The organism is Hydrogenivirga sp. 128-5-R1-1 (assembly GCF_000171895.1).
Genome location: NZ_ABHJ01000001.1, coordinates 288,665 through 312,055, shown reverse-complemented (window position 1 = coordinate 312,055; position 23,391 = coordinate 288,665). Strand labels below are relative to the sequence as shown.

Genomic DNA, 23,391 nt, shown 5'->3' with positions numbered 1-23,391 from the left:
GTGGAGGCGACGGGCGGATTCGAACCGCCGTAAAAGGGATTTGCAGTCCCTCGCCTAGCCGCTCGGCCACGTCGCCTGTTATTTATAAATTTAATCACACCAGCTTGCGTGAGTGCAGTCGTATTTATCCTGCCAGGAGCTGTTATAGGGGTAGAATCTTCTGAACTGGCACTTTTTCAGAGCAAGGGAATTTACAGGACAGTTGAGATCCGGGTTACCGTCCCTGAAAGGCGTTCCACCCATGCACCAGGGAGTATCGAAGGGGCAGGGAATGCAGATCCACCTTCCCAAAAACTTAAAACATATTGGAGAGTGAAACACCTCTTGAGCGTTAAGCCGGAAGTCGGTGTAGCTTGCGGAGCCTCTCGTGAGACGAACCCAACCCTCATAAGGAAAACCGGGTTCAATAAGCAAAGCGTTGTAAGTTCCGAAGGAAAAGGCACAGTCACCACCTGAGCTTTCGTCCACGCATGTTGTGGGGCAATCGTCGTACCACTCAGGTAAGCTCGATTGAGAATAACAAGACGTAAAGTAATCGTTTTTCGCAACGAGGTCATGTTCGTACCCAGGTTCTTCAACCGACCAGTCTCCGGGATTGTTCCACTTAATTACATTGTATACAACGGTATCCGTTCCAGTGTAAAAAATATCTCCCTCGTTGGGAAAATAAGTCTGAGGAGGTGGTGTCTTTCCTTCCAAAGAACGCTTTTTCGCACCTTCAATAGACTTCTTAAAGAACTCAAGCCTTTTTTTGTAAAAGCCTGCTTTTATATAGAACTTTTTAAAATGCTTGAGGAACTCTTTATTGCTTTTGTGCTCCGACACTGCCTTTTCTATCATCCGGTATAGCTCTTCCGGTTTGGCGTTCTTGACCTCAGGAAAGAAGTAATACTGACTGTACCTTTTCGGTCTGAAGTAATAAGGCACATACTTAAGAAAAGCTGTAAAGAGAGAAAAGTAATTCACACTGACATCCTTTACCAGTTTACTTTCTTCAAGGCAGTTCACATCATCGGTCTTGACAAGAACCGCATAAACTATAGGTCCCCCGCTCTTGATGTAAATATAACTCTCCCTTTGCTGATAGTAGTTGTTTACAAGCCCTCTTACAAGTTTAAGCAGTTTTGGATACCTATTCAGGTCTTCAACTTTGAGCAGATTGTTCTCCAGAATGATTTTAAACCCTGCCACATCTTCAAAGTAACCGATTCTGTATCCACCCACGAGGCGTTCCCTGATCTTTTGAAAAAAATCTCGGGGTTTGTACCATTCCCTTTCTGCACCAGATCCTCCACCACCGTAAGGTGATGCATACCACATGGATCTTATCTTCGCGTTGCACTTTTCAAGTAGCTTTACTATGTCCTCATCCGGAGTAAGCTTTCCAAAACCTACCGCCACCTCAACCGCGAAGGATACACCTGTTAGGAAGAGAAGAAGAGCCATCAGCCTCACGACTCTCACCTCCCCATTTATATATCAAGAGCGGGCGACGGGACTCGAACCCGCGACCTGCGGCTTGGAAGGCCGCTGCTCTACCAACTGAGCTACACCCGCTTCATGGTGGAGGGGGCAGGATTCGAACCTGCGCAGGGCGAAGCCCGGGGGATTTACAGTCCCCTGCCTTTGGCCGCTCGGCCACCCCTCCTACCAGCTCAAAGCTGGCGGCGGGACTTGAACCCGCGACCACGGGATTACAAATCCCGCGCTCTGCCGACTGAGCTACGCCAGCAGACACAAAGGATAATTTTAATTTAAGGTCTCTCCGGCGTCAAGGAGAAGACTTTGAGAAGGGCATTCTGTAAACTAATCTTATAGGAGACGATTAATCTGTCATGGACTTCAGTGTGAGAAGGAGAGCTATACTTGATACCGCTGGCAACCTGTTCGCCTACGAGTTTTACCTTGAACCCCTGTCCACCAGCGAGCTTCCCGAAGATATACTGGAAAACAAGGTCGCGGTCATAACCATAAGGACTCTTGCAGAGTATGGGCTGAAGAGGGTAGGGGAGGGTAAAAGGGTTTTCATAAAGATGCCCATAGACACTATGTTAGTGAAAGCCTTTGAACTGCTGAGCCCCCAGCTAACGGGGTTCAAACTGACACCTGCGACGGTCGGTTTAGGTAAAACCGTGTACACGAGAGCCCTTGAGAGTATAGAGAAGCTGAGTCTTGAAGAGGCAGTTATATCAGTCCACTACGAGCTCTTGAAGCAGCACCCGGACATAATCCAGTTCGCAAACATAATAGAGTTCAACGCAGGAACGGCAGAACCGGCGGACGTTCGCAAGGTAGAAACCGTGGGCAAGAAGGTTCTCGTGAGTGGCGTGGACTCAAAGGAGCTTTACGACAAGTTCGCAGACCTTGTAGACTACGTTGAAGGTGATTTCGTTGGAGCTCACGAAGAGCTACAGCAGATAAAACTTGCACCCTTCCTAAAGAGCACACTCTTAAGGTTGCTGGTCTTGATGAACACAGCCCAAACGCCAAACGAGTTTGCGAAGATTATAGAGACCGACGTGGGGTTGAGTGCAAAGCTCCTTCGCTTCATAAACTCAGCCTACTTCGCCCTCAGGAAGAAGGTGAAGAGCATAGAGCAGGCGGCTGTCTACTTCGGGCTTAAGAACATAAAGAACTTTATACTTGTGCTCGCCATAAACGACTACGCCACGGTTGAAAACCCAACGCTTTGGAGGAAAGCCCTCATAAGGGCGAAGCTTATGGAAGAGCTCTCCAAGAACGTCATGCCGGACAACACCAGCGAAGCGTACCTTGTAGGGCTCTTCTCCCTGATAGACCAGATCCTTGATGTGAGGATACCCGACTTCCTCGTTGAGGTTAACGTTGATGATCTTATAGTGTCAGCCTTCGTTGATAAGAAGAGTCCGCTGGCTAAGCTCCTGAGCATGGCTTCCCTATTGGAGGAGAAGGAAAGAGAGATAAAGGGAGCGAAAGGCGCCGGTGAGTTCAAGTTCCTTGATAGCATAGCCAAGAGCGTTAAACTCAGTCCCGAAGAGGTGCTGGACGTAGCCAGGAGAAGTTACATGATGGCTGACACGGTTATACACCTTTGATCTTAAAGTTCTCGTTTCTGAGCATGTCTATAAAGCTGTCAAGGGTAATCGGCGGGGAGAAGTAAAAGCCCTGAGCTTCATCGCACTGCCACAGCTTCAGGAAGATCAGCTGCTCCTCGGTTTCCACTCCTTCCGCGGTAGCCTTCAGCCCGAGGTTGTGGGCTATCGCTATTATAGTTGTGGCTATGGCGACATCGTTCGGGTCGGAAATAACGTCCCCTATGAAGGACCTGTCTATCTTCAGCTTGTCCACCGGAAAGTACTTCAGATAGTTCAGGGAGGAGTAGCTCGTCCCAAAGTCGTCTATGGCGATAGATATCCCCATCTTCTTGAGCTCTCTGAGGACACGGGCAGCCTGCTGTTTGTTCTTCATAAGGACGCTCTCAGTTATCTCTACCTCCAGGAGGTTGGGATCAAAACCCGTTGCGTTTAGTATATCCCTGAGCTTCTCCAAGAAGTCCTCTTCGGATATTTGCTTGGCGGATATATTAACCGCCACCTTTAGGGGGAACCCGTTCTCAACGAGTCTCCTCCCGTCCTCACAAGCTCTCCTGAGAACCCAGTATCCCAGAGGGACTATAAGATCCGTTTCCTCCGCGACGTGCATGAACCTGCCAGGCAGTATTACCCCCCTATCCGGATGGTGCCACCTTATCAGGGCTTCTACGCCCACTATGGTGTTCGTCCTGAGTTCAAACTGGGGCTGGTAGTAGAGGACGAACTCTTCCCTCTCAAGGGCATCTCTGAGCTCAGCCTGAAGGGTAAAACGCTCACTCACCTTGAGGTTCAGCTCGTTGGTGAAGAACTTAAAGGAGCTCTTCCCGAGCTCCTTGGCGTGGTGCATCGCAATGTCGGCGTTCCTGAGAAGCGTCTGGGGGTCTCCCCCGTCTATGGGGTACAGGCTTATACCTGCCGTAACGGTGACGTATATCTTCTGTCCCTCTATGAAGAAGGGAGTGGTCACGCTGTTGATGAAACCGGAGACTACCTCCTCCACGTCGTCTATACCAGCTATTGACTCAAGGACTACGACGAACTCGTCACTGCCGAAGCGAGCCACCATCGTATTGGGAGGAAAGTGGGAAGTCAACCGGTGGGCGAACGCCTTGAGCAAGCTGTCCCCGACCTCGTGCCCAAGAGTGTCGTTTATAAGCTTGAAGTTGTCTATATCAAAGAACACAACAGCAAGCTTCTTGTTCTCGTTCTTAGCCTGGAAGAGGAATTGGGAAAGGTGGTCGTAAAGCAGAGCTCTGTTTGGCAAACCCGTAAGGGCATCGTAGTAGGCTAAGGAGCGCAGGCTCGCCTCAAGGCTTCTCTTATCGGTGCTGTCCAGGAATATGGCTATGTAGTTCTCCTCGTCTGCCTTCACGAGGGTGGTTTCGGCGGTAAAGGGGCTTCCCCCCCTGCTCACACCCCAGACCTCCCCTCTCCACACACCCTCCGAGAGGAGTATGTCACGAACCTCGTTGAAGGAAGGGTAGCCCTCCCACTTGAAGTCAAGCTCTGATAGGCTCTTCCCGTAAACGCCCTCCCGTCCCAACCCCGTTATCTTAAAGAAGGCTTCGTTTGCACCCCTTATTATCCCCTCTTTGTCCACTATAAGAACGCCTTCGCTCACATGCTTGAGTATCTTTGACATGAGGGAGAGCTTCTCTTTCAGTTTTTTTATCTCTTTCTTGAGCTTATCTTCTCGTCCCATCTTTACAAGTTTAGATTATCGGCAGATGCACGGGCGCTTTAACTTATAATTCTTTCAATGCCTTCCCTGCTCCTTGAGGTGTTCAAAAACAGGCTCTCCTCGGTTGCAGAAGAGATGGGCATAGTTCTCCAGAGGACTGCCTTTTCACCCAACATAAAGGAAAGGAGGGACCTATCATGTGCCCTCTTTGACAGGGAAGGTCGCCTTATAGCTCAGGCGGAGCACATACCGGTTCACCTCGGCTCCATGTCCATGTCCGTCAGGGAAGCCATATCGTCTCTACAGATGAACGAGGGAGATATGGTGATCCTAAACGACCCCTACCGGGGTGGAACACACCTCCCGGATATAACCTTGGTGGCACCCGTGTTCTACCGGGGGGAGCTCATGTTCTACGTGGCCAACAGAGCCCACCACGCAGACATAGGGGGTATGTCCTCGGCATCTATGCCTCTGTCAAGCTCCCTTTTCCAGGAGGGGCTCGTCATACCGCCGGTCAAGCTCGTTGAAAAAGGTGCTTTCAAGGAGGAGGTACTATCCCTACTTAAGGCGAACGTAAGAACTCCCGAAGAGAGGCTTGGAGACCTGAGCGCCCAAGTGATGGCTAACAGGGTAGGCGTGGAGCGCACGTTTTCCCTCATAGAGACATACGGAGAGGACATTAAAGGTCTCTGCAATGAACTCCTCGCCTATTCCGAGCGGCTGATGGTAAGCGCCCTGTCAAAACTTCCCAACGGAGTGTACAGATTTGAGGACTTCATAGAGGACGACGGGTACGGAAGGGAGGACATAGCCATAAGGGTCAAGCTCAAGGTAAAGGACGGACGAGTTGAGGTGGACTTCTCGGAGAGCGATCCCCAGACGGAGGGACCCATGAACGCCGTCAGGGCAATAACCCTCTCCGCAACTTACTACGCCTTCAGGTGCCTCCTTCCAGAGGACAGCCCAACAAACGAAGGCTGTTTCAGACCCATAGAGGTGGTAACCCGTAAAGGCAGCATACTTGATGCGGAGTTCCCCGCGGCGGTGGCCGGCGGCAACGTGGAGACCTCCCAGAGGATAGTGGACGTGGTTCTCGGGGCGCTCTCAAAGGCGCTTCCCGACCTGATCCCCGCTGCGAGCCAGGGCACGATGAACAACGTGGCGGTGGGGGGAACAGACCCCCTTAGGGGAGGTAAGTTCACCTACTATGAGACCATAGGTGGGGGCATGGGTGCTTGGTCTGGAGGAGACGGGGAAAGCGCAGTCCACTCCCACATGACTAACACTATGAACACACCCGTGGAAGCCCTTGAGCACGCCTACCCCTTCCTTGTAAGGGAGTACTCCGTAAAGAGAGGCTCTGGTGGAAAGGGGCTCAGGAGGGGCGGAGACGGGATAGTTAGGGAGATAGAGTTCCTGTCGGACGTTGAGGTTACAGTGCTCTCGGAGAGGAGGAGGATCCCACCCTACGGACTCTTTGGAGCTCAACCGGGAGAGGTGGGAAGGAACATAGTGATAAGAGATGGGCAGAGAGAGTTGATGGGCGGAAAGTTCTCTCTGAGGCTGAAAAGGGGCGACAGACTTAGAGTGGAAACCCCCGGAGGAGGAGGCTATGCTTAAGCTGGGAGTCCTCGTTTCTGGAAGAGGCTCAAACCTCCAGGCTCTCATAAACGGGATAGAGGAGGGGAAGATTGATGCAAGTATAGAGCTCGTGCTCTCGGACAATCCTGAGGCGTTTGCACTGGAGAGGTGCAGGAAGCACGGGCTTGAACACGGGGTCGTCAGGAGGAAAGACTTTTCTACGAAGAAAGAGTTTGAGGAAGAATTAGCTATTAAGCTGAAGGAGAAAGGGGTGGAGCTCGTGGTGCTCGCGGGTTTTATGAGGATTCTGTCGGGCAACTTCCTGAGGCACTTCCCTGACAGGGTGATAAACATACACCCCTCCCTTATACCTGCCTTTCAGGGTCTCCACGCCCAGAGGCAGGCTGTTGAGTTCGGAGTGAAGTTCTCTGGATGCACGGTTCACATAGTTGACGAGAGCGTTGACGGGGGTCCGGTTATCGTTCAGGCTGTCGTTCCTCTCCTGCCCGAGGACACGGAGGATACGCTCTCCCAAAGGATACTTGGATACGAACACAGGATACTCCCCCAGGCAGTCCAGTGGTTCGCCGAGGGAAGGGTTAACATTAAGGGAAGGCTCGTTGAGGTCAGGGAAGCGAGATATGGAACTCTGCCGGTAAACCCAGAGCTTGAGAAATTCTGAAAGGAATATAATTTTTATCTGTCATGGTTGAGATAATAGTTGCTCCAAACGCGGGCTTCTGCTTCGGTGTTAAAAGGGCTGTCAAGCTGGCGGAGGAGTCATCGCATATAACAGGGCAGGGCGCCAGGGTGTTCACCCTCGGACCCATAATACACAACCCTCAGGAGGTAGGGCGCCTTAAGAGCATGGGGGTTAAGCCTCTGGAAGACGAAGAGCCCCACGAGGGTGATGCGATAATAATACGCTCTCACGGTATACCCCCTGACAGAGAGAGGGAGTTGAGAAGTAAAGGTCTTCAGGTGATTGATGCCACATGCCCCTACGTCAAGGCTGTCCACGACGCGGTGTGCAAGCTCGCAGAGGAAGGTTACTTCATAGTCCTCGTGGGAGAGAAAAACCACCCAGAGGTCATAGGCACTCTCGGGTACCTTAAGGAGTGCAAAGGTGAGGGCGTAGTTGTTGAAAGCATGGACGACCTGGAACCCGTCCTCAAACACGAAAAGGTAGGCGTCGTATCCCAGACAACCCAGAGCGAAAAGTTCTTTAAAGAGGTGGTGGGGGAGCTTGCCCTATGGGCAAAAGAGCTCAAGGTGATAAATACCATCTGCAACGCCACCTCCGTTAGACAGGAAGACGTCTATCAGTTAGCACCGCAGGTTGATGTGATGATAATAATCGGTGGTAAGAACAGCGGTAATACACGGAGGCTATACAACATAGCAAGGTCCCTGAACGAAAACTCCTACCACATAGAAACTCCGGAAGAGCTAAAGAGCGAGTGGTTTGAAGGTGTTAAGAGGGTGGGAATAACTGCAGGAGCTTCAACCCCAAGCTGGATAATAGAAAGCGTTAGGAGTAAAATAGAAGAGATATGCAGAGAGCTCTCTTACTGCTCCTGAGTTTGCTGACCTTCCTGTACGCGGGCAGTCTTTACGAGCAGCTCATCAGGGAACAGATAAGGGGTATACCTAAGGATAAAGCTATAGTCGTAGGTAAGGGAAACAAGGAGCTCATAACCGTCATAAATCCTGACTGTCCCCACTGCAGGGCTGAGTGGAAGGAGCTCCGAAAGCACCTTGACAAGCTCAAGGTATACGTCTTCATATTCCCCTTCAAGACGTGGGGCGAGGAGAACCTCAAGAAGTCCTACTACATAGCGTGCTCAAAGGATAAACTCAAGGCGCTGGACGAGGTGATGCTTGGCAGGATAGATGGGAAGGTGCCCAACGTGGGTAAGTGTGACCTCATAGAGGAACACCTCAAGGTTGTGGAAAAACTGGGCGTTAACGGAGTTCCCTACAACATAATCCCTGAGAAGAACAAGATAATAGAGGGCTTCTCCAAAGACCTGATAAAAGAGCTCGGAATAGAAAAGTGAGAAGAAAAGAGCTCGGCGAACAGACGAAGCGAACCATACTTCTAACCGCAAAGAAGCTCTTCGTTGAGAAGGGGTACTTCAACACAACGATAAGAGACATAGCGAGAGCTGCCGGGGTCAGCACAGGGGCTGTCTACCACCACTTTGAAAGCAAGGAAGAGATAGCGGGATTCATATACAGGGAAACACTGGAAACCATAAAGGAGAGTATAGAGGACGCCATAGAATCGGGCAAAACCGCCCAGGATAGGGTCAAGGGCATAGTCAGGGCTCTCTTAGAGCTTGCAGAGAGAGACAGATACACCATGGAGTACGCCCTGTACGTGAAGCACAGGGAGATACTTGATATACCTGTATGTTCCGCTGAACCCTTTGACCTGCTCAAGGAGTTCTGTAGGAGGGAGATAAAGCTGGGAAACCTGAAGGATATGGACGGAGAGGTTTGCGCGGTGTGCCTGACGGGTGCCCCTGTAAGATTGATGCAGCTCAAGTGGGATGGAGCCCTGAAGGGGAGCTTAACTAAGTATGCGGAGGAAATAGGAGAGTGTATATGGAACTCCCTGAAGAGATAAAAATTTGTTTTTCTGTATTTACATACCGAGCGTTCGGTATAAATTAATTCGTAAGGAGGTGTGTGAGATGAAGACCCTTGCTATGGTGGTTCGTCAGGATGCCTACGACCTCGTACTGACTCCATTAGCCTTTGCCTACCTCGGCGCGGCAACCTACGACGAGGTAAACATACTCTTCGTGAACTGGGCTGTGAGGCTTCTATCAAAAGATGGTGTTCAGGCTCTAAAGCCTTCTGCAGACCATGCCGGAACCCCAATAGAGATGATAGAGGAACGGGTTGCCTCTGCGGGACTCCCCTCCGACATACACGAGATATTCAAGAAGCTTAAGGAAACCGGAAAAGTACACCTATACGGGTGCAGCTTAGCCGCCCAGATATTCGGTGTGGGTGAGGAAAACCTCATCCCCGAAGCGGACGGCATAGTGGGTGCCACCTGGTTTCTAACGGAGAAAGCTGAGCCTGCTGCCGTATTCATGCAGTACTGAGATGGACAGAGAACTCTGCAAGAGCTGCGTCTATTACTTCAAGAACCTGCCAAAATCCGCCTACCCGGAAGAGGAGTGGAAGGTTATAGAGGAGCTCCAGTGCTCCATAGATGCGAAGCCTGGAGACGACCTATGCAAAATCTTCAGGAAGAGCTCGTGCTCTTTGGTAAACCTTGAAGGAGGAGACCCATGGGAAGATTGATACTCGCCTTGATCTTACTCTTCTCCCTGTCTCAGGCTCAGGATGTTTACAAGGCGGTCTTTGACTGCGCGGTAGGAGACCTTGACTGGGTGAGCAAGCGGATATCTCTTATACGCAAGACTGCGGACTCACTCATACGGGAGGGAAAGGACTACAGCTTCGTTCTAACGATACACTCCCACTGCATAGGCATAGTGGAGGGCAACCTAAAGAAGGTTCCACCCAAGAAGGCGGAGAAGATAAAGTTTATCCAGAGCCAGCTCCAGACCCTAAGGGATCATTACGACGTTGAGGTAAAAGCCTGTGATATAGCCCTAAAGCGCGGGAAGATAAAGAAGATGCCCAAATTCATTGAAAGGGTTCCAAACAGCTGGATAACCCTCATAGAGCTTCAGAACAAAGGCTACGCCTTCGTCCCCTTTTGAGCCTTGTAAAATAATCTTTCATGATTGACATAGAGCTCATAAGGAGAAAGCCGGACTACGTCAAAGAGAGGCTCAAAACGAGAGATCCAGAACTTCCGGGACTGATAGACCAAGTGCTTGAGCTTGACTCCCGCAGGAGAAGTTTGCTCACAGAGATAGAAGCTCTCAGGGCTGAGAGGAACGCCAGAAGTAAAGAGATAGGCAAACTCCGCCTAGAGGGAAAGGACACCACTCAGATAGAGAGCCTCGTCAGAGAACTGAAAGCAAAGATAGATAAGCTTGATGAGGAGCTGAAAGAAGTTCAGAGAGAACTCAGGGAGTTGATGCTCCGGATACCAAACCTACCCCACGAGAGCGTCCCCGTTGGAGAAGACGAAAGCGAGAACGTTGAGGTTAGAAGATGGGGAGAGCCTAAAGAATTTACCTTTCAACCGAAACCTCACTGGGAGCTCGGTGAGAAGCTCGGCATCCTTGACTTTGAAAGGGGCGCAAGGCTTTCAGGAAGCAGGTTTACCGTGTTAAAGGGCTGGGGTGCTCGTCTGGAGAGAGCCCTCATAAACTTCATGCTTGACCTCCACAGAACCAAAGGCTATGAGGAGGTGCTGCCGCCACACCTTGTTCGTCCCGAAGTCCTTGAAGGAACGGGACAGCTCCCGAAGTTTGAGGAAGACCTCTACAAGTGTGAGAGGGACGAGCTTTACCTTATACCAACCGCAGAAGTTCCCCTGACGAACCTCTTCAGAGGAGAGATACTGAAGGAGGAAGAGCTGCCTATATACCTGACAGCCCACACGCCCTGCTACAGAAGGGAGGCTGGTTCCCACGGAAAGGACATAAGGGGGATAATAAGACAGCACCAGTTCAACAAGGTAGAGCTCGTGAAGATAGTCCACCCGGACACCAGCTACGATGAGCTGGAAAAGCTTGCCGCTGACGCTGAGGAAGTTCTCAAACTCCTCGGGTTACCCTACAGGGTCGTGGAGCTCTGCACTGGAGACCTCGGATTTTCGGCAGCGAAGACCTACGACCTTGAGGTCTGGTTTCCATCTCAGGGCAAGTACAGGGAGATCTCTTCATGCTCCAACTGTGAGGACTTCCAGGCGAGGAGGATGAACACCCGTTTTAAGGACGAAAGGGGAAAGAACAGGTTCGTCCATACCCTCAACGGCTCAGGTCTCGCCGTGGGCAGGACACTCGCCGCCATACTTGAGAACTACCAGAGAGAGGACGGGAGCGTTGAGGTTCCTGAGGCTCTCAGAGATTACCTCAAAGCGGACATCATAGTACCGGGTTAAAGTTCTTCGTAATGCAGCCCGGCTCTTGCGTTCACCTTCCTCGGGTATCTGTAACCGCTCCTGACTCCCATACTTCCTATCTGTACCGAGAGGACAAGGGTGCTGTCCGAAAACACCTTTATCTCAAGACCGAACAAGGCTGTAGCCCTGAAGCTAATAAAGGGCAACGCAAAGCTGACCTCCGACCTGTAAGGAACGTACTTTTCACCGTAGGAAGCCTTTCCGAAGGCGTAGCCCACACCGACCTCCCAGGAACCCCTTCCCTGCCAGAAGTCACTGTAAAGACCTCCCACCACATCAACATACCCACCGGTTCCAGAGGAGTTAGAGTTGGAGTCCTTAAATGAGAGGGAGGCTATGCCTATACTTCCACCCAAATACCCGTAGGTGAAGTACCTCCTTCCACCGAAGGAAAATACGGAGATCGCCCATCTGTCCCTGTCCTCAGGGGCGTTCTCCACACTGAACTTCGCATCTTTGGGAACGGAAACAAACTCAGAGAAGGCTATGTAGGCTCCCAGACCCTCTTTGAAGAAGTGCCTGTCCTCAGGCTCAAAGTACCTCCTATTTACGGGTCTCCCCTTTCTTAGAAAGAAAGAGTCCTCAACCAGCTGAAACTCCTCACTATCATCGTTGTGTCTGATGAAAACAGTGTAGCTACCTTCGGCGAGTCTTCCCTTGAAGCCCTTCTCTCCCTCAGCTATGAGATGTCCTGCACGGGTTTCAAGGGTCAGCGTCGCATCGCCTTCCACCTCAAGCTCAACGTCCTCTGTCTCTGCTCTCTCAAACCTTTCAGCGACATAGGCGTCATACCCCGGCTTCACGTAAACGTCCTTTTCCACGTAGCCGTACACCTTGCTTCCAAAAACCTTCAACTTATAGGTTCTACCCTCCTTGAGGGTCAGGTTAATCACGTTTGGAGTTTTACCCGTTGAAACGACACCCTGGTTTTCACTCTTAAGTTCGTAATACAGCCCCTTGGGCTCGGTATAAATGTATACGTTTGAACTCCTCTTCTTCCTGAGATAAGCTATAAACTCCCATCGGTTGGCAAGCCTCGCATACACACGTATTGGCTCTACAAAACCGAGCCCAGATAGCTCTACGCTTCCCTCCTGGGATGTCATCGTTATGTGCTCCCTGCCCGTCGCATCTTCAAGGAGCAACTCTAAAGCCTGAACGGGACAAACGCCGAAGGCGTCAACTATGTAAATACGCTCCCCCGTGTAGGCAACCCTTAACCTGCCCCTTATAGCCTCTTTCTCTGCAGATATAAAACCTCCTACGGTAGTTATATCGCCTTTAACAACAACCTTCTCTTCGTAAAGATCCCTCACGCTGGATATGTCTGACAGCTCCTTAAGCAGCCTTGCTTTAACGCCAAGGTCGTCTGTGCTCTCCAATAGGTCTATATACGCAAACACATCAACCTTCCTGGCAAACTTCTTGTGGAGCTCTATAGCCCTTTCCTTTTTTATCTTCATCGCTACGTAATAGTAAGTCTCTCCGGTTGAAACCTTGCCGGTTTTGAATATCTCATTGCCTCTAAACTCTAAGTAAGCTAAGTTGGTGGACATGAACTCTTTTACCTGCTTTACCTCCTCACTTACATCCTCATGAACGTAACTTACCACCTGTCTTATCCTCTTCTCAAACCTGACAGACACTACACTTATAACCCTCTCAGCCAGTTCTCGCTTTGCATTACGCTCCGCTTCGTTCAGCGTGCCGCCTATACCGACTGTACATACATACTCCTCCTGAAAGGGTGTGCACAGCTTAAGCTCAAGATCGCTCAACTCCCTTAACAGCTGGTAGTCAGACTTATGGGCACAACCGGAGAGAGAGGCAGTGCACACTACTCCCAAGAGTATGATCACCCTTCTTATAGCTGAGGCAATCCCTCCACCACGCATATTTATCTATAACGATCTTTGATGGGAGTATCTGACAGCTTAAGCCCTATCTCTCAAACACCTGCCAGGGCTTATTTTCTGTAAACACCTCTACCTTATTTATATCTTCAGCCACCTCTTTTGGAAGTTTGAGCTCCTCCCTAACGATGACCTGAATGCAGAGTCTATCACTTTCTTCCCTTTTTAAGAATATTTTGAGAACCCCATCTTCCACCGAGTATCTTTCAAGGGTGTAACATGGGTTCGGCTTTGGATAGGTTATAGGCACAAGGTCAGTGTCTTCCGGCATAGAAAAGACATACCAGAAGGTCAAAAAGACCGTAGCAATTAGCTTCCAGAATGGGAGCATAGTTTTAAGATATTACTATGTCTACGATAGTTATTTTATTAAGCTGAATTCAGAAACACTATAAAAGATATTTTTAAAACCCCCGGCACCGACCTACTTTCCCGTGCCGCGGTCCGGCACAGTATCATCGGCGCTGGAGGGCTTAACTGCCGGGTTCGGAATGGAACCGGGTGTTTCCCCTCCGCTATGGGCACCGGGGAACCTGCAACTCAATAGGTCTTCCTCTCCTCAGGTAGGTATGCAAGTCGAACGGGCGATTAGTACCGCTCGGCTTCACCCATTGCTGAGCTTCCACCTGCGGCCTATCAACCCGGTAGTCTTCCGGGGCCCTTCAGGGAGCCCTTATCTTGGGGTGGGCTTCGCGCTTAGATGCTTTCAGCGCTTATCCCGTAGCAGGATAGCTACCCGGCGCTGCTCCTGGAGGAACAACCGGTACACTAGAGCCTGCCCCGTCCCGGTCCTCTCGTACTAGGGACGGACCCCCTCAAGGCTCCTGCGCCCGCGGCGGATAGGGACCGAACTGTCTCGCGACGTTCTGAACCCAGCTCGCGTCCCCCTTTAATGGGCGAACAGCCCAACCCTTGGGACCTGCTTCAGCCCCAGGATGGGGGGAGCCGACATCGAGGTACCAAACCTCCCCGTCGATGTGGGCTCTCGGGGGAGATTAGCCTGTTATCCCCGGAGTAGCTTTTATCCGCTGATCACCGGCCCTCCCACATGGAGCCGGTGGGTCACTAGGCCCGGCTTTCGCCCCTGTTCGACCTGTCGGTCTCACAGTCAGGCACCCTTCTGCCCTTGCACTCTACGGCGGATTTCCGACCCGCCTGAGGGTACCTTTGGGCGCCTCCGCTACCTTTTAGGAGGCAGCCGCCCCAGCTAAACTGCCCACCTGACACGGTCCCCGCCAGGGGTTCACCTGGCTGGGTTAGAACCTCAGCCTGCCCAGGGTGGTATCTCACCGGCGGCTCCACCCGCCCCGGAGGGCGGGCTTCCCAGCCTCCCACCTATCCTGCGCAGGACAGGCTAAGATTCAATGTCAGGCTGCAGTGAAGCTTCACGGGGTCTTTCCGTCCAGCCGCGGGTAGCCGGCATCTTGACCGGCATTACAATTTCGGCGGGACTCTCCTCGAGACAGTGCGGCACTCGTTGGGCCGTTCATGCAGGTCGGAACTTACCCGACAAGGAATTTCGCTACCTTAGGACCGTCATAGTTACGGCCGGCGTTTACCCGGGCTTCGACCCCGAGCTCATCACCCGGGGCTTTAACCTTCGGGCACTGGCCAGGCTTCAGACCACATACATCCCCTTTCGGGTTTGCGTAGTCCTGTGTTTTTGGTAAACAGTCGGCACCGCCCGGTCACTGCGACCCACAGGAGCTTCGTCCGCGAGGGACTACACCCCCATGGGCACCCCTTCTTCCGAAGGTACGGGGCCAATTTGCCGAGTTCCTTGAGGAGAGTTCCCCCGACGCCTTGGGCTCCTAACCCAGCCCACCTGTGTCGGTTTCCGGTACGGGCAGCGATGCTTCAAAGCCAGCGCCATTGTTTCTTGGCAGTGTGGCGTCACCCGAGTTGCCGCATCGGCTCTCGGGGTTATGGAGGCGCGGATTTGCCTACGCCTCCCCCCTACTACCTTACACCCGCATTCCATAGCGGGCCCGGGTTAGCCTCCTGCGTCACGACTCTGGCTCCACATCGCTGGCGCGGGAATGTTGACCCGCTTCCCATCGGCTACGCCTCATCGGCCTCGCCTTAGGGTCCCGGCTAACCGATGGCTGATTTCCATTGCCACCGAAACCTTGGGCTTCCGGCGGGCAGGTTTCTCACCTGCCTTCGCTCCTACTCATGCCAGGATTCTCACTTCCCTGCAGTCCACCACGCCTCACGGCGTAGCTTCAGCCCACAGGGAACGCTCCCCTACCGCCAGTACCCACCGGAGTGGATACTGACCCGCGGCTTCGGTACCGGGCTTGAGCCCCGCTAAATTTTCGGCGCCCACCCCCTCGACCGGTCAGCTGTTACGCACTGTTTAAAGGATGGCTGCCTCTAAGCCAACCTCCCGGCTGTCTTAGGAGGTGGACTTCCTTTACCACTTAGCCCGGATTTTGGGACCTTAGCCGGCGGTCTGGGTTGTTTCCCTCTTGTCCACCGGAGCTTATCCCCCGGAGACTCACTACCGTCCTACCTTTCCCGGTATTCGGAGTTTGGCAGGGTTCGGTACCCCTCTCGGGGCCCTAGCCCAACCAGTGGCTCTACCCCCGGGAAGGAACGGACGACGCTGCACGTCGATGCATTTCGGGGAGAACGAGCTATCACGGGGCGCGATTGGCTTTTCACCGCTACCCTCACCTCACAGGACGGTTTTGCAGCACCGACCCCTTAGGGCCTCCAGCCGGTTTTACCCGGCCTTCACCCAGGGCAAGGGTAGATCGCCCCGCTTCGCGTCTGCCCCCAGGGACTTAAACGCCCTATTCGGACTCGCTTTCGCTACGGCTTCGCCTGACGGCTTAGCCTAGCCCCTGAAGACAACTCCCTGGCTCATTCTGCAAAAGGCACGCAGTCGGGCCACAAGGACCCTTCCACTGGCTTGTAGACCCGGGGTTTCAGGTTCTATTTCACTCCCCTTCCGGGGTTCTTTTCACCTTTCCCTCACGGTACTATACGCTATCGGTCAGCCGGTAGTACTTAGCCTTGGAGGGTGGTCCCCCCAGATTCCCACAACCTTCCACGTGGGCCGTGGTACTCGGGAACACGCCCCAGGGAGACTCCACACCTTTAACCTACGGGGCTTTCACCCTCTACGGCACCGCATTCCAGCGGACTTCGGTTAGGTGGGAGTTTTGTAACTCCCCGAGGAACCGGCGGATTCCTCCGGACGTGTCCCACTACCCCCTGTGGGCTAAGGCCGCCGCCATGGCACCCACAGGGTTTGGGCTATGCCCCGTTCGCTCGCCGCTACTAAGGGCGTCTCAATTGATTTCCTTTCCTTCCGCTACTAAAAGGTTTTGCTTCGCGGAGTGTGGCCTCCCGCATAAGCGGGATGACAGGCTTATCGCCTGCCGGGTTTCCCCATTCGGGCATCCGGGCCTCAAAGGCTCTTTGCGCCTCCACCCGGCTTATCGCAGCTTAGCACGCCCTTCATCGCCTCCGGCTGCCGAGGCATCCACCCCGAGCCTTTACTAACTTGCATACCTACCATACTTGGAGAGGAAGACCTATTCAGTTGCCAAGGAGCCAATGGAGATGGCGGGACTTGAACCCGCGACCTCCTGCTTGCAAAGCAGGCGCTCTCCCAGCTGAGCTACATCCCCTGATGTGCCCCCAATATGGGCCTCCCAGGATTCGAACCTGGGACCTTGCCCTTATCAGGGGCACGCTCTAACCGACTGAGCTAGAGGCCCTGCCTTGCAAACAACTCAATAGGGGGAAGGAACCCTCTCTAAATGGACTATACAGTGATGAGAAAAATTCTCCGTTATAAAGGAGGTGATCCAGCCGCAGGTTCCCCTACGGCTACCTTGTTACGACTTCGCCCCAGTTGCCAGCCCTGTCATCGGCCCCTGCCTCCGGCCCGAAGGCCGGTTAGCTCGGGGACTTCCGACAGGACCGACTTCCGTGGCGTGACGGGCGGTGTGTGCAAGGCCCGAGAACGTATTCACGGGGACATCGCTGATACCCCGTTACTACCGATTCCGGCTTCATGTGGGCGAGTTTCAGCCCACAATCCGCACCATGACCGGGTTTGAGGATTAGCTCCCCATTGCTGGGTCGCATCCCATTGACCCGGCCACTGTAGCGCCTGTGTGGCCCCGGGCATAAAGGGCATACTGACCTGACGTCATCCCCACCTTCCTCCGGCTTATCGCCGGCAGTCCCTCCAGAGTGCTCCCTCGCGGGTAGCAACTGGAGGCAGGGGTTGCGCTCGTTGCGGGACTTAACCCAACATCTCACGACACGAGCTGACGACGGCCATGCACCACCTGTGCCAGGGTTCGCTCCAGAGGAACGAAAACCCTCCGCTTTCGCAGAGGTGACCCTGGCATGTCAAGCCCGGGTAAGGTTCTTCGGTTAGCATCGAATTGAACCAGACGCTCCACCGGTTGTGCGGGCCCCCGCCAATTCCTTTGAGTTTCAGGCTTGCGCCCGTACTCCCCAGGCGGGGCGCTTAACGCGTTAGCTGCGAGCCTGCCCCAGAGGGACAAGCCCTAGCGCCCATGGTTTACGGCCAGGACTACCCGGGTATCTAATCCGGTTCGCTCCCCTGGCTTTCGTCCCTGACCGTCAGGACAGCCCCAGCAGGCTGGCTTCCCCTTCGGTGTTCCTCCCGAGATCTACGCATTTCACCGCTACCCCGGGAATTCCGCCTGCCCGGGCGTGCCTCAAGCTCCGCAGTTCAGGATGCCGTTCCGCCGTTAAGCGGCGGGCTTTGACATCCCGCTTACGGAGCCGGCTGCGGACGCTTTACGCCCAGTGACTCCGCGCAACGCTCGGGACCTACGTATTACCGCGGCTGCTGGCACGTAGTTAGCCGTCCCTTCCTCTGGAGGTACCGTCAAGACCGTGAGGTATTAGCCCACGGTCCCTTCGTCCCTCCTGACAGCGGTTTACACCCCGAAGGGCTTCTTCCCGCACGCGGCATCGCGGGGTCAGGCTTTCGCCCATTGCCCACGATTCCCCACTGCTGCCCCCCGTAGGGGTGCGGGCCGTGTCTCAGTCCCGCTGTGGCCGGCTACCCTCTCAGGCCGGCTACCCGTCATAGGCTTGGTAGGCCGTTACCCTACCAACTACCTGATAGGCCGCGGGCCCATCCCCAGGCGGGAGCTTGCAAGCAGAGGCCCCCTTTAACTAGGAAGCCTTTGTGGTTCCTAGCTTTATGGGGTATTAGCCCCGGTTTCCCGGGGTTATCCCCCTCCTGGGGGTAGGTTACCCACGTGTTACTCACCCGTTTGCCGGTCGCCAGCACCCTCCCGAAGGAGGGTCTGCTGCCCCGCGACTTGCATGTGTTAGGCGTGCCGCCAGCGTTCGCGCTGAGCCAGGATCAAACTCTTCATGGAAATAGGGCACAAGCAATTAAAAACTTTTTGGATTCAAAGAACCCCCATTCGCGAGGATTCCTTCCCCCTATTCAGTTGCCAAGGAGCCAGGCGAGCCTCTCTGGACTCGCTACCTTTCAAAGCGGTCTATTAATATAGCACCCTTTTTCGTGGGTGTCAACCCTTTTAGAGCCTGTTGGAAAAATACCCAAATTACGGAGGGAAAGGGATAACAGACTCATATACGCCCTCAAAAGATTAAGACCCAATAAAAGGAGCTTGTACAGAAGAATGAGATTGTAAAGAGCAAACCTCGCAAGAACATACAGGCTCGCCGTGTGAAAGTCCCTGACACAATCCCTGTCCCCAAACCTGTTCTTCACTATCCCTATTACCTGCTCTACCCTGTACCTGTTCTTCCTATATACCTTCTTCCTCCTCTCATAGTTATCTTTTGCCCACAACCTGATTGAATGCCTTACCCTTGTGTGAGTTGTGTCCCTGACAGGCACTATCGCATACATGTTTAGTCTCTTTACCTCCCTCAGTATATCCACCTTCCCATAGTAGGCATCCCCAAGAAAATATCTCGCCTTGAACTTAACGTCTCTGAGCATGGAGCTCAGAAGCCTGCATTCGTCTGAATAGGCTCTTCCTGCATTCACTCCCACAACTACAGCTTTTTCCTTTACCACTCCTACGAGTACTTCTGTCTTTACGTGTGACCTTACCTGTCTTATCTCTTTGCCTTTCATCCACAGGAGCCTGAATGTGTCTGAATAACCAAATCCCGTTCCATCTGCTATGAGGCAGTGAAACTCCCTGGCTTTCAGTTCTCTCATTATCTCTTTTGCTGTTGTATGGATCAGCTCCTTAAGGCAGGAGTTTTCAATTTTCCTGAATCTGTACCACAGTGTAGTGTGGTCTGGGGTGTTAGGTAAGATGTCTTTGAGTCTTTGTTCTAAGTCTCTGAGCGACAGGTTTTCAAGGACTTTAAGGAGCAGGGCAAAGAGGATTATGTGGTCCGGGTATGTGGGTGATCTTCCTCTCTTTGGGTTTGTTGTTTTTGTTAAGTCTGTTATTCTTTATCCTCATACTATTATTCTCTACTTCCTCTTCCTCAATGCTTCAAGTTTTTTAAAACGGACTCACCCTTTTAGGAGCCCTTTTGTAAAATCCCGCTATTGAAGAACTTAGAGCAAATCAACATTGTGTAAAAAGCTGAAGTAGTGGGAAAATACATCAAGCCTTACTTTGGAATTATGTTAACTCCCCCTCAGCTCGCCTTGGCGAGCTTGTTGTAAAGAACCCTGTCTTTTTCCACGATCTTCTTTGTCTTCTCCTTGAGCCTCTTTCTGCTCTTTTTGCTTACCGCCCTGAAGATGCTTGAAAGAAGCCCAGCCATGTAATTCACTATATAAAGGCTACCGGTATAGTCAAAGACGAGTTTGCCTCGTATTTCAGAAAGTTATAGGTCTGATCTTATGTTTTTGAAAACATGGACTTTTTCGGTGAGTCGCTGCTGGACTTTGAATTATAATGCTTTAAGCCTTTAAAGGGAGGTGTGCCTATGTACAAGTCTATGTTGTTTATACACATACTGTTCGCCATGGTGTGGATAGGGGGTATGGTCTTCAACCTGCTCTTTCTGCACCCAGCGATGAGGGATGTTAAGCCAGAGGAGACCAGAACTACCGTAGCCCTCAGAGTCTTGAAAAGGTTTTTCCTCGGCGTCTGGCTTTCCATAGCCGTCCTCTTTATAACGGGCATGTGGATGTGGCACTCCGTAAGAATTGATTTCAACACAAACGTGCTGTTTCACATAAAGCTCTTCATTTACGGAGTCATGGTGCTGAACTTCTCTTACATATACTTCTACCTGTTAAGAAAGCAACTGCTCAAACACATACCGAACTTCGTATGGATCAACCTCGTGTTGGGTGTGTTCGTCACCCTGATAATTACCTACATAAGGTAGCATGGAGGGCTTTCTAAACGCCCTCCCCTCGCTCTTCCTTAACGCCCCTTTCCTTGTCCTGATAGGGCTTTTGACCCTTGGCGAGCTTACAATCCAGGTAATAAAGGTCAAGCTCTCACCATCGTGTGAGGTGTACTCCTTAATAAGGCTCTTCTTTTTCCTGCTACTTCTGTCCAGTTTAGGTCTATGGCTAAGGGGGGCTGTCAGAGACTTTCTTCTTGTGAACCTCGTTCTTACGGAACGTGTAGATTTATACGTGAACGGGGCTGTTTTAGTCGCCACCTTAGCCTTCAGCCTTTTGGAAGGGCTTGAGCTCAAAGGATGTAGGGAAGAAACTACGTAACACTGAGCCTCTTAGCGGTCGGGTTTGGGGTTATGACCGCCTGGACTACGGAGTCCTCCAGAGCCTTAAAGCCGTGAAGCTCTTCAGGCTCATAAAAAACTGTTGAGCCTGCTTCAAGGATCTCTTCTCTGTCCTCTTTACCAAGGTAGAAGCTAAGCCTACCCTTCAGGACTGAAATGAATACGCTTGAGGGAGACCTATGGGGCTTTATCTCCTGTCCAGCTCTCAGGAAAAACCTTATCACCTTGGCGTTGGCATCCTCATAAGCGAGCTCTCTGGCGGGAGAGTCCTCGTTGTACTTCTCCTCTAAGGGCTTCACCACAGACATGTTAAACCTCCTTAAGCTTTTTCAAGAAGTGGATAAAGGTAATCTTTACGAAGGCAAACAGCAGAAATAGGTAGGGAAGTACGGACAGCTTGTTTAAGGGGTAGAACAGGGAGTCAAGCGCCACAAACATGGTAAAGGCTACTACAGCCTTTTCCAGAAAGGAAGGGTAGCCCTGCTCGTCTATAAGCTCGTTTACAGCTGGAACCTTGCCCTCCTTCTTTGAGGAAAACTTCCAGTTCCACATTATGCGGGGGAAGAGGTGGGACATACCTCCGAATATGGTAAAGGCTGTGAAGCCGTAAACGAGGAAGTCTATGTGGAGCCTGAACAGTTCGGGAAGGACGCCCACGTGGGAAGAGATAAAGGTTCCGAGAATTAGACCGAAGGGAAGAAACACCAGAGCGAGGAAGAAGGTCTTCACTACGTAAGGCAGCGGAGAGGGCATACGCCTTTGCATTACTAGCCCGTAGAGTATGTATATGAAGTAAAGGGCAACTCCCAGTTCAAGGAGAGAAGCTAAAGATATGAGCTTATAGCTCATGAAGAAGAAGGAAACCAGAAGAACCAGCGTGGAAGCCTGCTTTACGTAAAAGAGCCTCTGGGCTTTCCTTATGTTCAGGGTCTCCATGAGCAGCATGGGCACCCAGGCTATCTCAACCCCGTAAACGGCGTTCAGCATAGAACCCACCGTGAGTGAGTGAAGGGCAAGCTGCAGAGGGACAACCCCAAGGTTGAAGTGCAGGGCAAGGAGAATAGAAGACAGGGCAAGGTAAAGGGCGGACACACCCAGAAACCTAACGGTCACAGGCATCCAGTTCTTGACGTTAACCAAAGAATGAATAAAGAAGAGAACGTAGGAAGCAGCAAGCAGGAGGGAAGCTTCCCTGTACACGCCCAAGTAAAAGAGCGAGAACGAGACCAGAACACCCGCAAAGACAAGATAGGAGAGCTGGTGAAAGGAGAGTTTTCTGTTCTGGGAGTTCGGAATTATCTGATACATAGCCCCCAGGAGAGTGTTCCCTACGAAGCCGAACACGAGCACCACGAAGAAGAGGACTGTATCGTAATCCACGAGCTTCAGAAACAGCGAAAGGAGCAGGTTGAGTACGGCGAACAGAAACAGAGGGGGAGAAATTTTAGACACATAAAACATGCTCTCCTCCGATAAGTAATCAATTATTTACTATAATCCTTTTGCACCCCAAGGTCAATAAGTCCTTGTTAAGTGTTTATAAGCCAAGTGTAGTAAATAGATGTTTATTTGGTGTATATTTAATATCTATGGAGAAGAAAGTTACTCAGGATTTCGGAAACGCCTGGGAGTATCAGGGCTGCATGATCCCCAAAGACCTATACTACGACATAGAGAATCAGGTGTGGCTCAGGGTGAACGAAGACGGCACAGTGACCATGGGTCTTACGGACGTAGGTCAGACGAGAGCTGGCAGGCTGCTCCATGCGAGGATAAAACCGGTAGGGACTAAGCTTAGGAAAGGGAAACCCATAGCGACCCTTGAGAGCGGCAAGTGGGCTGGTCCGGTTCCTGCCCTTGTGGAGGGCGAGGTCGTGGAGATAAACCAGCGTGTGGCGGATGACCCAAACTTCATAAACATTGACCCCTACGGCGAAGCATGGATAGTTAAGGTCAAGCCCACAGACCTGGAGAGAGACCTTAAAGACCTCGCCACGGGTGAGGAGGCTCTTGAGAAGATGAAGGAACACATAGACGAATGGGATATAGTATGTATGAGGTGTATGTGATATGAGTGCACAGGACAGACATGTAATACTGCTCGTGTCCCAGTGGTGCCCCACATGCCCTCACGCCGATGCCCTCTGGAGGAAACTTCAGGAGGAGTACGGCTTCAAGTACGAGGTTCTTGACATAGCCACGCCCGAAGGGCGTTACTGGGTTAACAAGCTCATGGTGAGGAGCGTCCCCTCCTCCGTTGTGGACGGAAAGCTTGCCTTCGTGGGCGTCCCGGAGGAAGGCGAAGCCCGTCAGGTTATAGAGCAGGGCGTTCAGACCGGCTGAGTCTATCTCAAATCATACAATCCTCAGAGGGCA

21 protein-coding genes, 6 tRNA genes, 3 rRNA genes and 1 pseudogene are annotated in these 23,391 nt (G+C 52.1%); 14 read left to right on the top strand and 17 right to left on the bottom strand.

The genetic code is table 11. The features are described from left to right. Position 1: 1 nt before the first annotated feature. From HG1285_RS15415 to HG1285_RS15435, 5 genes are all read right to left on the bottom strand, one after another. Positions 2 to 76, bottom strand: a tRNA-Cys gene (locus HG1285_RS15415). 14 nt (positions 77 to 90) lie between these two features. After that, positions 91 to 1,455, bottom strand: coding sequence for a hypothetical protein (locus HG1285_RS15420; protein ID WP_008286137.1), 1,365 nt, complete (start codon positions 1,453 to 1,455; stop codon positions 91 to 93). A gap of 29 nt (positions 1,456 to 1,484) precedes the next feature. Beyond that, positions 1,485 to 1,557, bottom strand: a tRNA-Gly gene (locus HG1285_RS15425). 4 nt (positions 1,558 to 1,561) lie between these two features. Further along, positions 1,562 to 1,648 (bottom strand) — tRNA-Tyr (locus HG1285_RS15430). Between the two features lie 11 nt (positions 1,649 to 1,659). Further along, positions 1,660 to 1,732 (bottom strand) — tRNA-Thr (locus tag HG1285_RS15435). A 103-nt stretch (positions 1,733 to 1,835) separates the two neighbouring features. Between HG1285_RS15435 and HG1285_RS15440 the strand changes: the two genes are divergently transcribed. Next, a complete protein-coding gene (locus HG1285_RS15440) occupies positions 1,836 to 3,074 on the top strand; it encodes an HDOD domain-containing protein (protein WP_008286136.1) in 1,239 nt (412 codons plus the stop codon). Here HG1285_RS15440 and HG1285_RS15445 read toward each other — a convergent pair. After that, entirely contained in the window at positions 3,061 to 4,773 is a 1,713-nt protein-coding gene (locus HG1285_RS15445; RefSeq protein WP_008286135.1) for an EAL domain-containing protein, read from the bottom strand. The two genes, HG1285_RS15440 and HG1285_RS15445, sit on opposite strands and share 14 nt — an antisense overlap. Positions 4,774 to 4,830: 57 nt before the next feature. Here HG1285_RS15445 and HG1285_RS15450 point away from each other — a divergent pair, with 57 nt between their 5' ends. From HG1285_RS15450 to serS, 9 genes are all read left to right on the top strand, one after another. Continuing rightward, entirely contained in the window at positions 4,831 to 6,375 is a 1,545-nt protein-coding gene (locus HG1285_RS15450) for a hydantoinase B/oxoprolinase family protein (protein ID WP_008286134.1), read from the top strand. Continuing rightward, entirely contained in the window at positions 6,368 to 7,018 is a 651-nt protein-coding gene (purN, locus tag HG1285_RS15455; protein WP_008286133.1) for a phosphoribosylglycinamide formyltransferase, read from the top strand. Before HG1285_RS15450 ends, purN begins: the two co-directional genes overlap by 8 nt. Before the next feature lie 23 nt (positions 7,019 to 7,041). Beyond that, a complete protein-coding gene (gene ispH / locus HG1285_RS15460) occupies positions 7,042 to 7,917 on the top strand; it encodes a 4-hydroxy-3-methylbut-2-enyl diphosphate reductase (RefSeq protein WP_008286132.1) in 876 nt (291 codons plus the stop codon). Next, positions 7,890 to 8,396 carry a thioredoxin fold domain-containing protein gene (locus HG1285_RS15465; protein WP_008286131.1) on the top strand — a complete coding sequence of 169 codons (507 nt, stop codon included), beginning with the start codon at positions 7,890 to 7,892 and terminating at the stop codon, positions 8,394 to 8,396. Before ispH ends, HG1285_RS15465 begins: the two co-directional genes overlap by 28 nt. Beyond that, a complete protein-coding gene (locus tag HG1285_RS15470) occupies positions 8,393 to 8,968 on the top strand; it encodes a TetR/AcrR family transcriptional regulator (RefSeq protein ID WP_008286130.1) in 576 nt (191 codons plus the stop codon). Before HG1285_RS15465 ends, HG1285_RS15470 begins: the two co-directional genes overlap by 4 nt. 67 nt (positions 8,969 to 9,035) lie before the next feature. Further along, the gene (locus HG1285_RS15475; RefSeq protein ID WP_008286129.1) at positions 9,036 to 9,455 is read left to right on the top strand and encodes a DsrE family protein; all 420 of its coding nucleotides are present in this window, start codon (positions 9,036 to 9,038) and stop codon (positions 9,453 to 9,455) included. A gap of 1 nt (position 9,456) precedes the next feature. Continuing rightward, positions 9,457 to 9,657 carry a hypothetical protein gene (locus tag HG1285_RS15480; RefSeq protein WP_008286128.1) on the top strand — a complete coding sequence of 67 codons (201 nt, stop codon included), beginning with the start codon at positions 9,457 to 9,459 and terminating at the stop codon, positions 9,655 to 9,657. After that, on the top strand, positions 9,645 to 10,082 hold the full coding sequence (locus HG1285_RS15485) for a DsrE family protein (protein WP_008286127.1): 438 nt from the start codon (positions 9,645 to 9,647) through the stop codon (positions 10,080 to 10,082). Before HG1285_RS15480 ends, HG1285_RS15485 begins: the two co-directional genes overlap by 13 nt. A 20-nt stretch (positions 10,083 to 10,102) precedes the next feature. Further along, positions 10,103 to 11,377, top strand: coding sequence for a serine--tRNA ligase (gene serS / locus HG1285_RS15490; protein ID WP_008286126.1), 1,275 nt, complete (start codon positions 10,103 to 10,105; stop codon positions 11,375 to 11,377). On the opposite strand, the gene HG1285_RS15495 is transcribed toward serS, so the two are convergent. The 9 genes and pseudogenes from HG1285_RS15495 to HG1285_RS20445 all read right to left on the bottom strand — a co-directional run bounded on the left by HG1285_RS15495 (position 11,374) and on the right by HG1285_RS20445 (position 20,079). Then, complete coding sequence (locus tag HG1285_RS15495; RefSeq protein WP_157560424.1) at positions 11,374 to 13,293, bottom strand: hypothetical protein; 1,920 nt, start codon at positions 13,291 to 13,293, stop codon at positions 11,374 to 11,376. The genes serS and HG1285_RS15495 overlap by 4 nt on opposite strands. A 46-nt stretch (positions 13,294 to 13,339) precedes the next feature. Beyond that, positions 13,340 to 13,582: a hypothetical protein gene (locus HG1285_RS15500; protein WP_008286124.1), complete on the bottom strand. Its 243-nt coding sequence runs from the start codon at positions 13,580 to 13,582 to the stop codon at positions 13,340 to 13,342. Between the two features lie 140 nt (positions 13,583 to 13,722). Beyond that, positions 13,723 to 13,840, bottom strand: a 5S ribosomal RNA gene (rrf, locus tag HG1285_RS17120). A 38-nt stretch (positions 13,841 to 13,878) separates the two neighbouring features. After that, a 23S ribosomal RNA gene (locus HG1285_RS17115) occupies positions 13,879 to 16,831 on the bottom strand. A gap of 48 nt (positions 16,832 to 16,879) precedes the next feature. Continuing rightward, positions 16,880 to 16,952 (bottom strand) — tRNA-Ala (locus tag HG1285_RS15505). 16 nt (positions 16,953 to 16,968) lie between these two features. Then, positions 16,969 to 17,042 (bottom strand) — tRNA-Ile (locus HG1285_RS15510). A 78-nt stretch (positions 17,043 to 17,120) separates the two neighbouring features. Then, positions 17,121 to 18,695 (bottom strand): 16S ribosomal RNA (locus HG1285_RS18075). The 16S, 23S and 5S rRNA genes sit together here with 2 tRNA genes alongside, the layout of an rRNA operon. 227 nt (positions 18,696 to 18,922) lie before the next feature. Then, positions 18,923 to 19,726: pseudogene (locus HG1285_RS18645) on the bottom strand (transposase); the annotation flags it as partial. Between the two features lie 224 nt (positions 19,727 to 19,950). Then, positions 19,951 to 20,079: a hypothetical protein gene (locus tag HG1285_RS20445; RefSeq protein WP_008286111.1), complete on the bottom strand. Its 129-nt coding sequence runs from the start codon at positions 20,077 to 20,079 to the stop codon at positions 19,951 to 19,953. A 165-nt stretch (positions 20,080 to 20,244) separates the two neighbouring features. Here HG1285_RS20445 and HG1285_RS15515 point away from each other — a divergent pair, with 165 nt between their 5' ends. Together HG1285_RS15515 and HG1285_RS15520 are read left to right on the top strand one after the other, a co-directional pair. Beyond that, positions 20,245 to 20,652 carry a hypothetical protein gene (locus HG1285_RS15515; RefSeq protein WP_008286109.1) on the top strand — a complete coding sequence of 136 codons (408 nt, stop codon included), beginning with the start codon at positions 20,245 to 20,247 and terminating at the stop codon, positions 20,650 to 20,652. Position 20,653: 1 nt separating this feature from the next. After that, positions 20,654 to 20,995: a hypothetical protein gene (locus HG1285_RS15520; RefSeq protein ID WP_008286107.1), complete on the top strand. Its 342-nt coding sequence runs from the start codon at positions 20,654 to 20,656 to the stop codon at positions 20,993 to 20,995. Here the strand turns inward: HG1285_RS15520 and HG1285_RS15525 are convergent. Together HG1285_RS15525 and HG1285_RS15530 are read right to left on the bottom strand one after the other, a co-directional pair. Beyond that, positions 20,988 to 21,323 (bottom strand): cupin domain-containing protein, encoded by a 336-nt coding sequence (locus HG1285_RS15525; RefSeq protein WP_008286106.1) that lies wholly within the window; start codon positions 21,321 to 21,323, stop codon positions 20,988 to 20,990. The genes HG1285_RS15520 and HG1285_RS15525 overlap by 8 nt on opposite strands. Before the next feature lies 1 nt (position 21,324). Continuing rightward, a complete protein-coding gene (locus HG1285_RS15530; protein ID WP_008286105.1) occupies positions 21,325 to 22,476 on the bottom strand; it encodes a hypothetical protein in 1,152 nt (383 codons plus the stop codon). A gap of 128 nt (positions 22,477 to 22,604) precedes the next feature. Between HG1285_RS15530 and HG1285_RS15535 the strand changes: the two genes are divergently transcribed. Both HG1285_RS15535 and HG1285_RS15540 read left to right on the top strand, forming a co-directional pair. After that, positions 22,605 to 23,084 (top strand): glycine cleavage system protein H, encoded by a 480-nt coding sequence (locus HG1285_RS15535; protein ID WP_008286104.1) that lies wholly within the window; start codon positions 22,605 to 22,607, stop codon positions 23,082 to 23,084. 1 nt (position 23,085) lies between these two features. Further along, a complete protein-coding gene (locus tag HG1285_RS15540; RefSeq protein ID WP_008286102.1) occupies positions 23,086 to 23,358 on the top strand; it encodes a thioredoxin family protein in 273 nt (90 codons plus the stop codon). Positions 23,359 to 23,391: the final 33 nt, after the last annotated feature.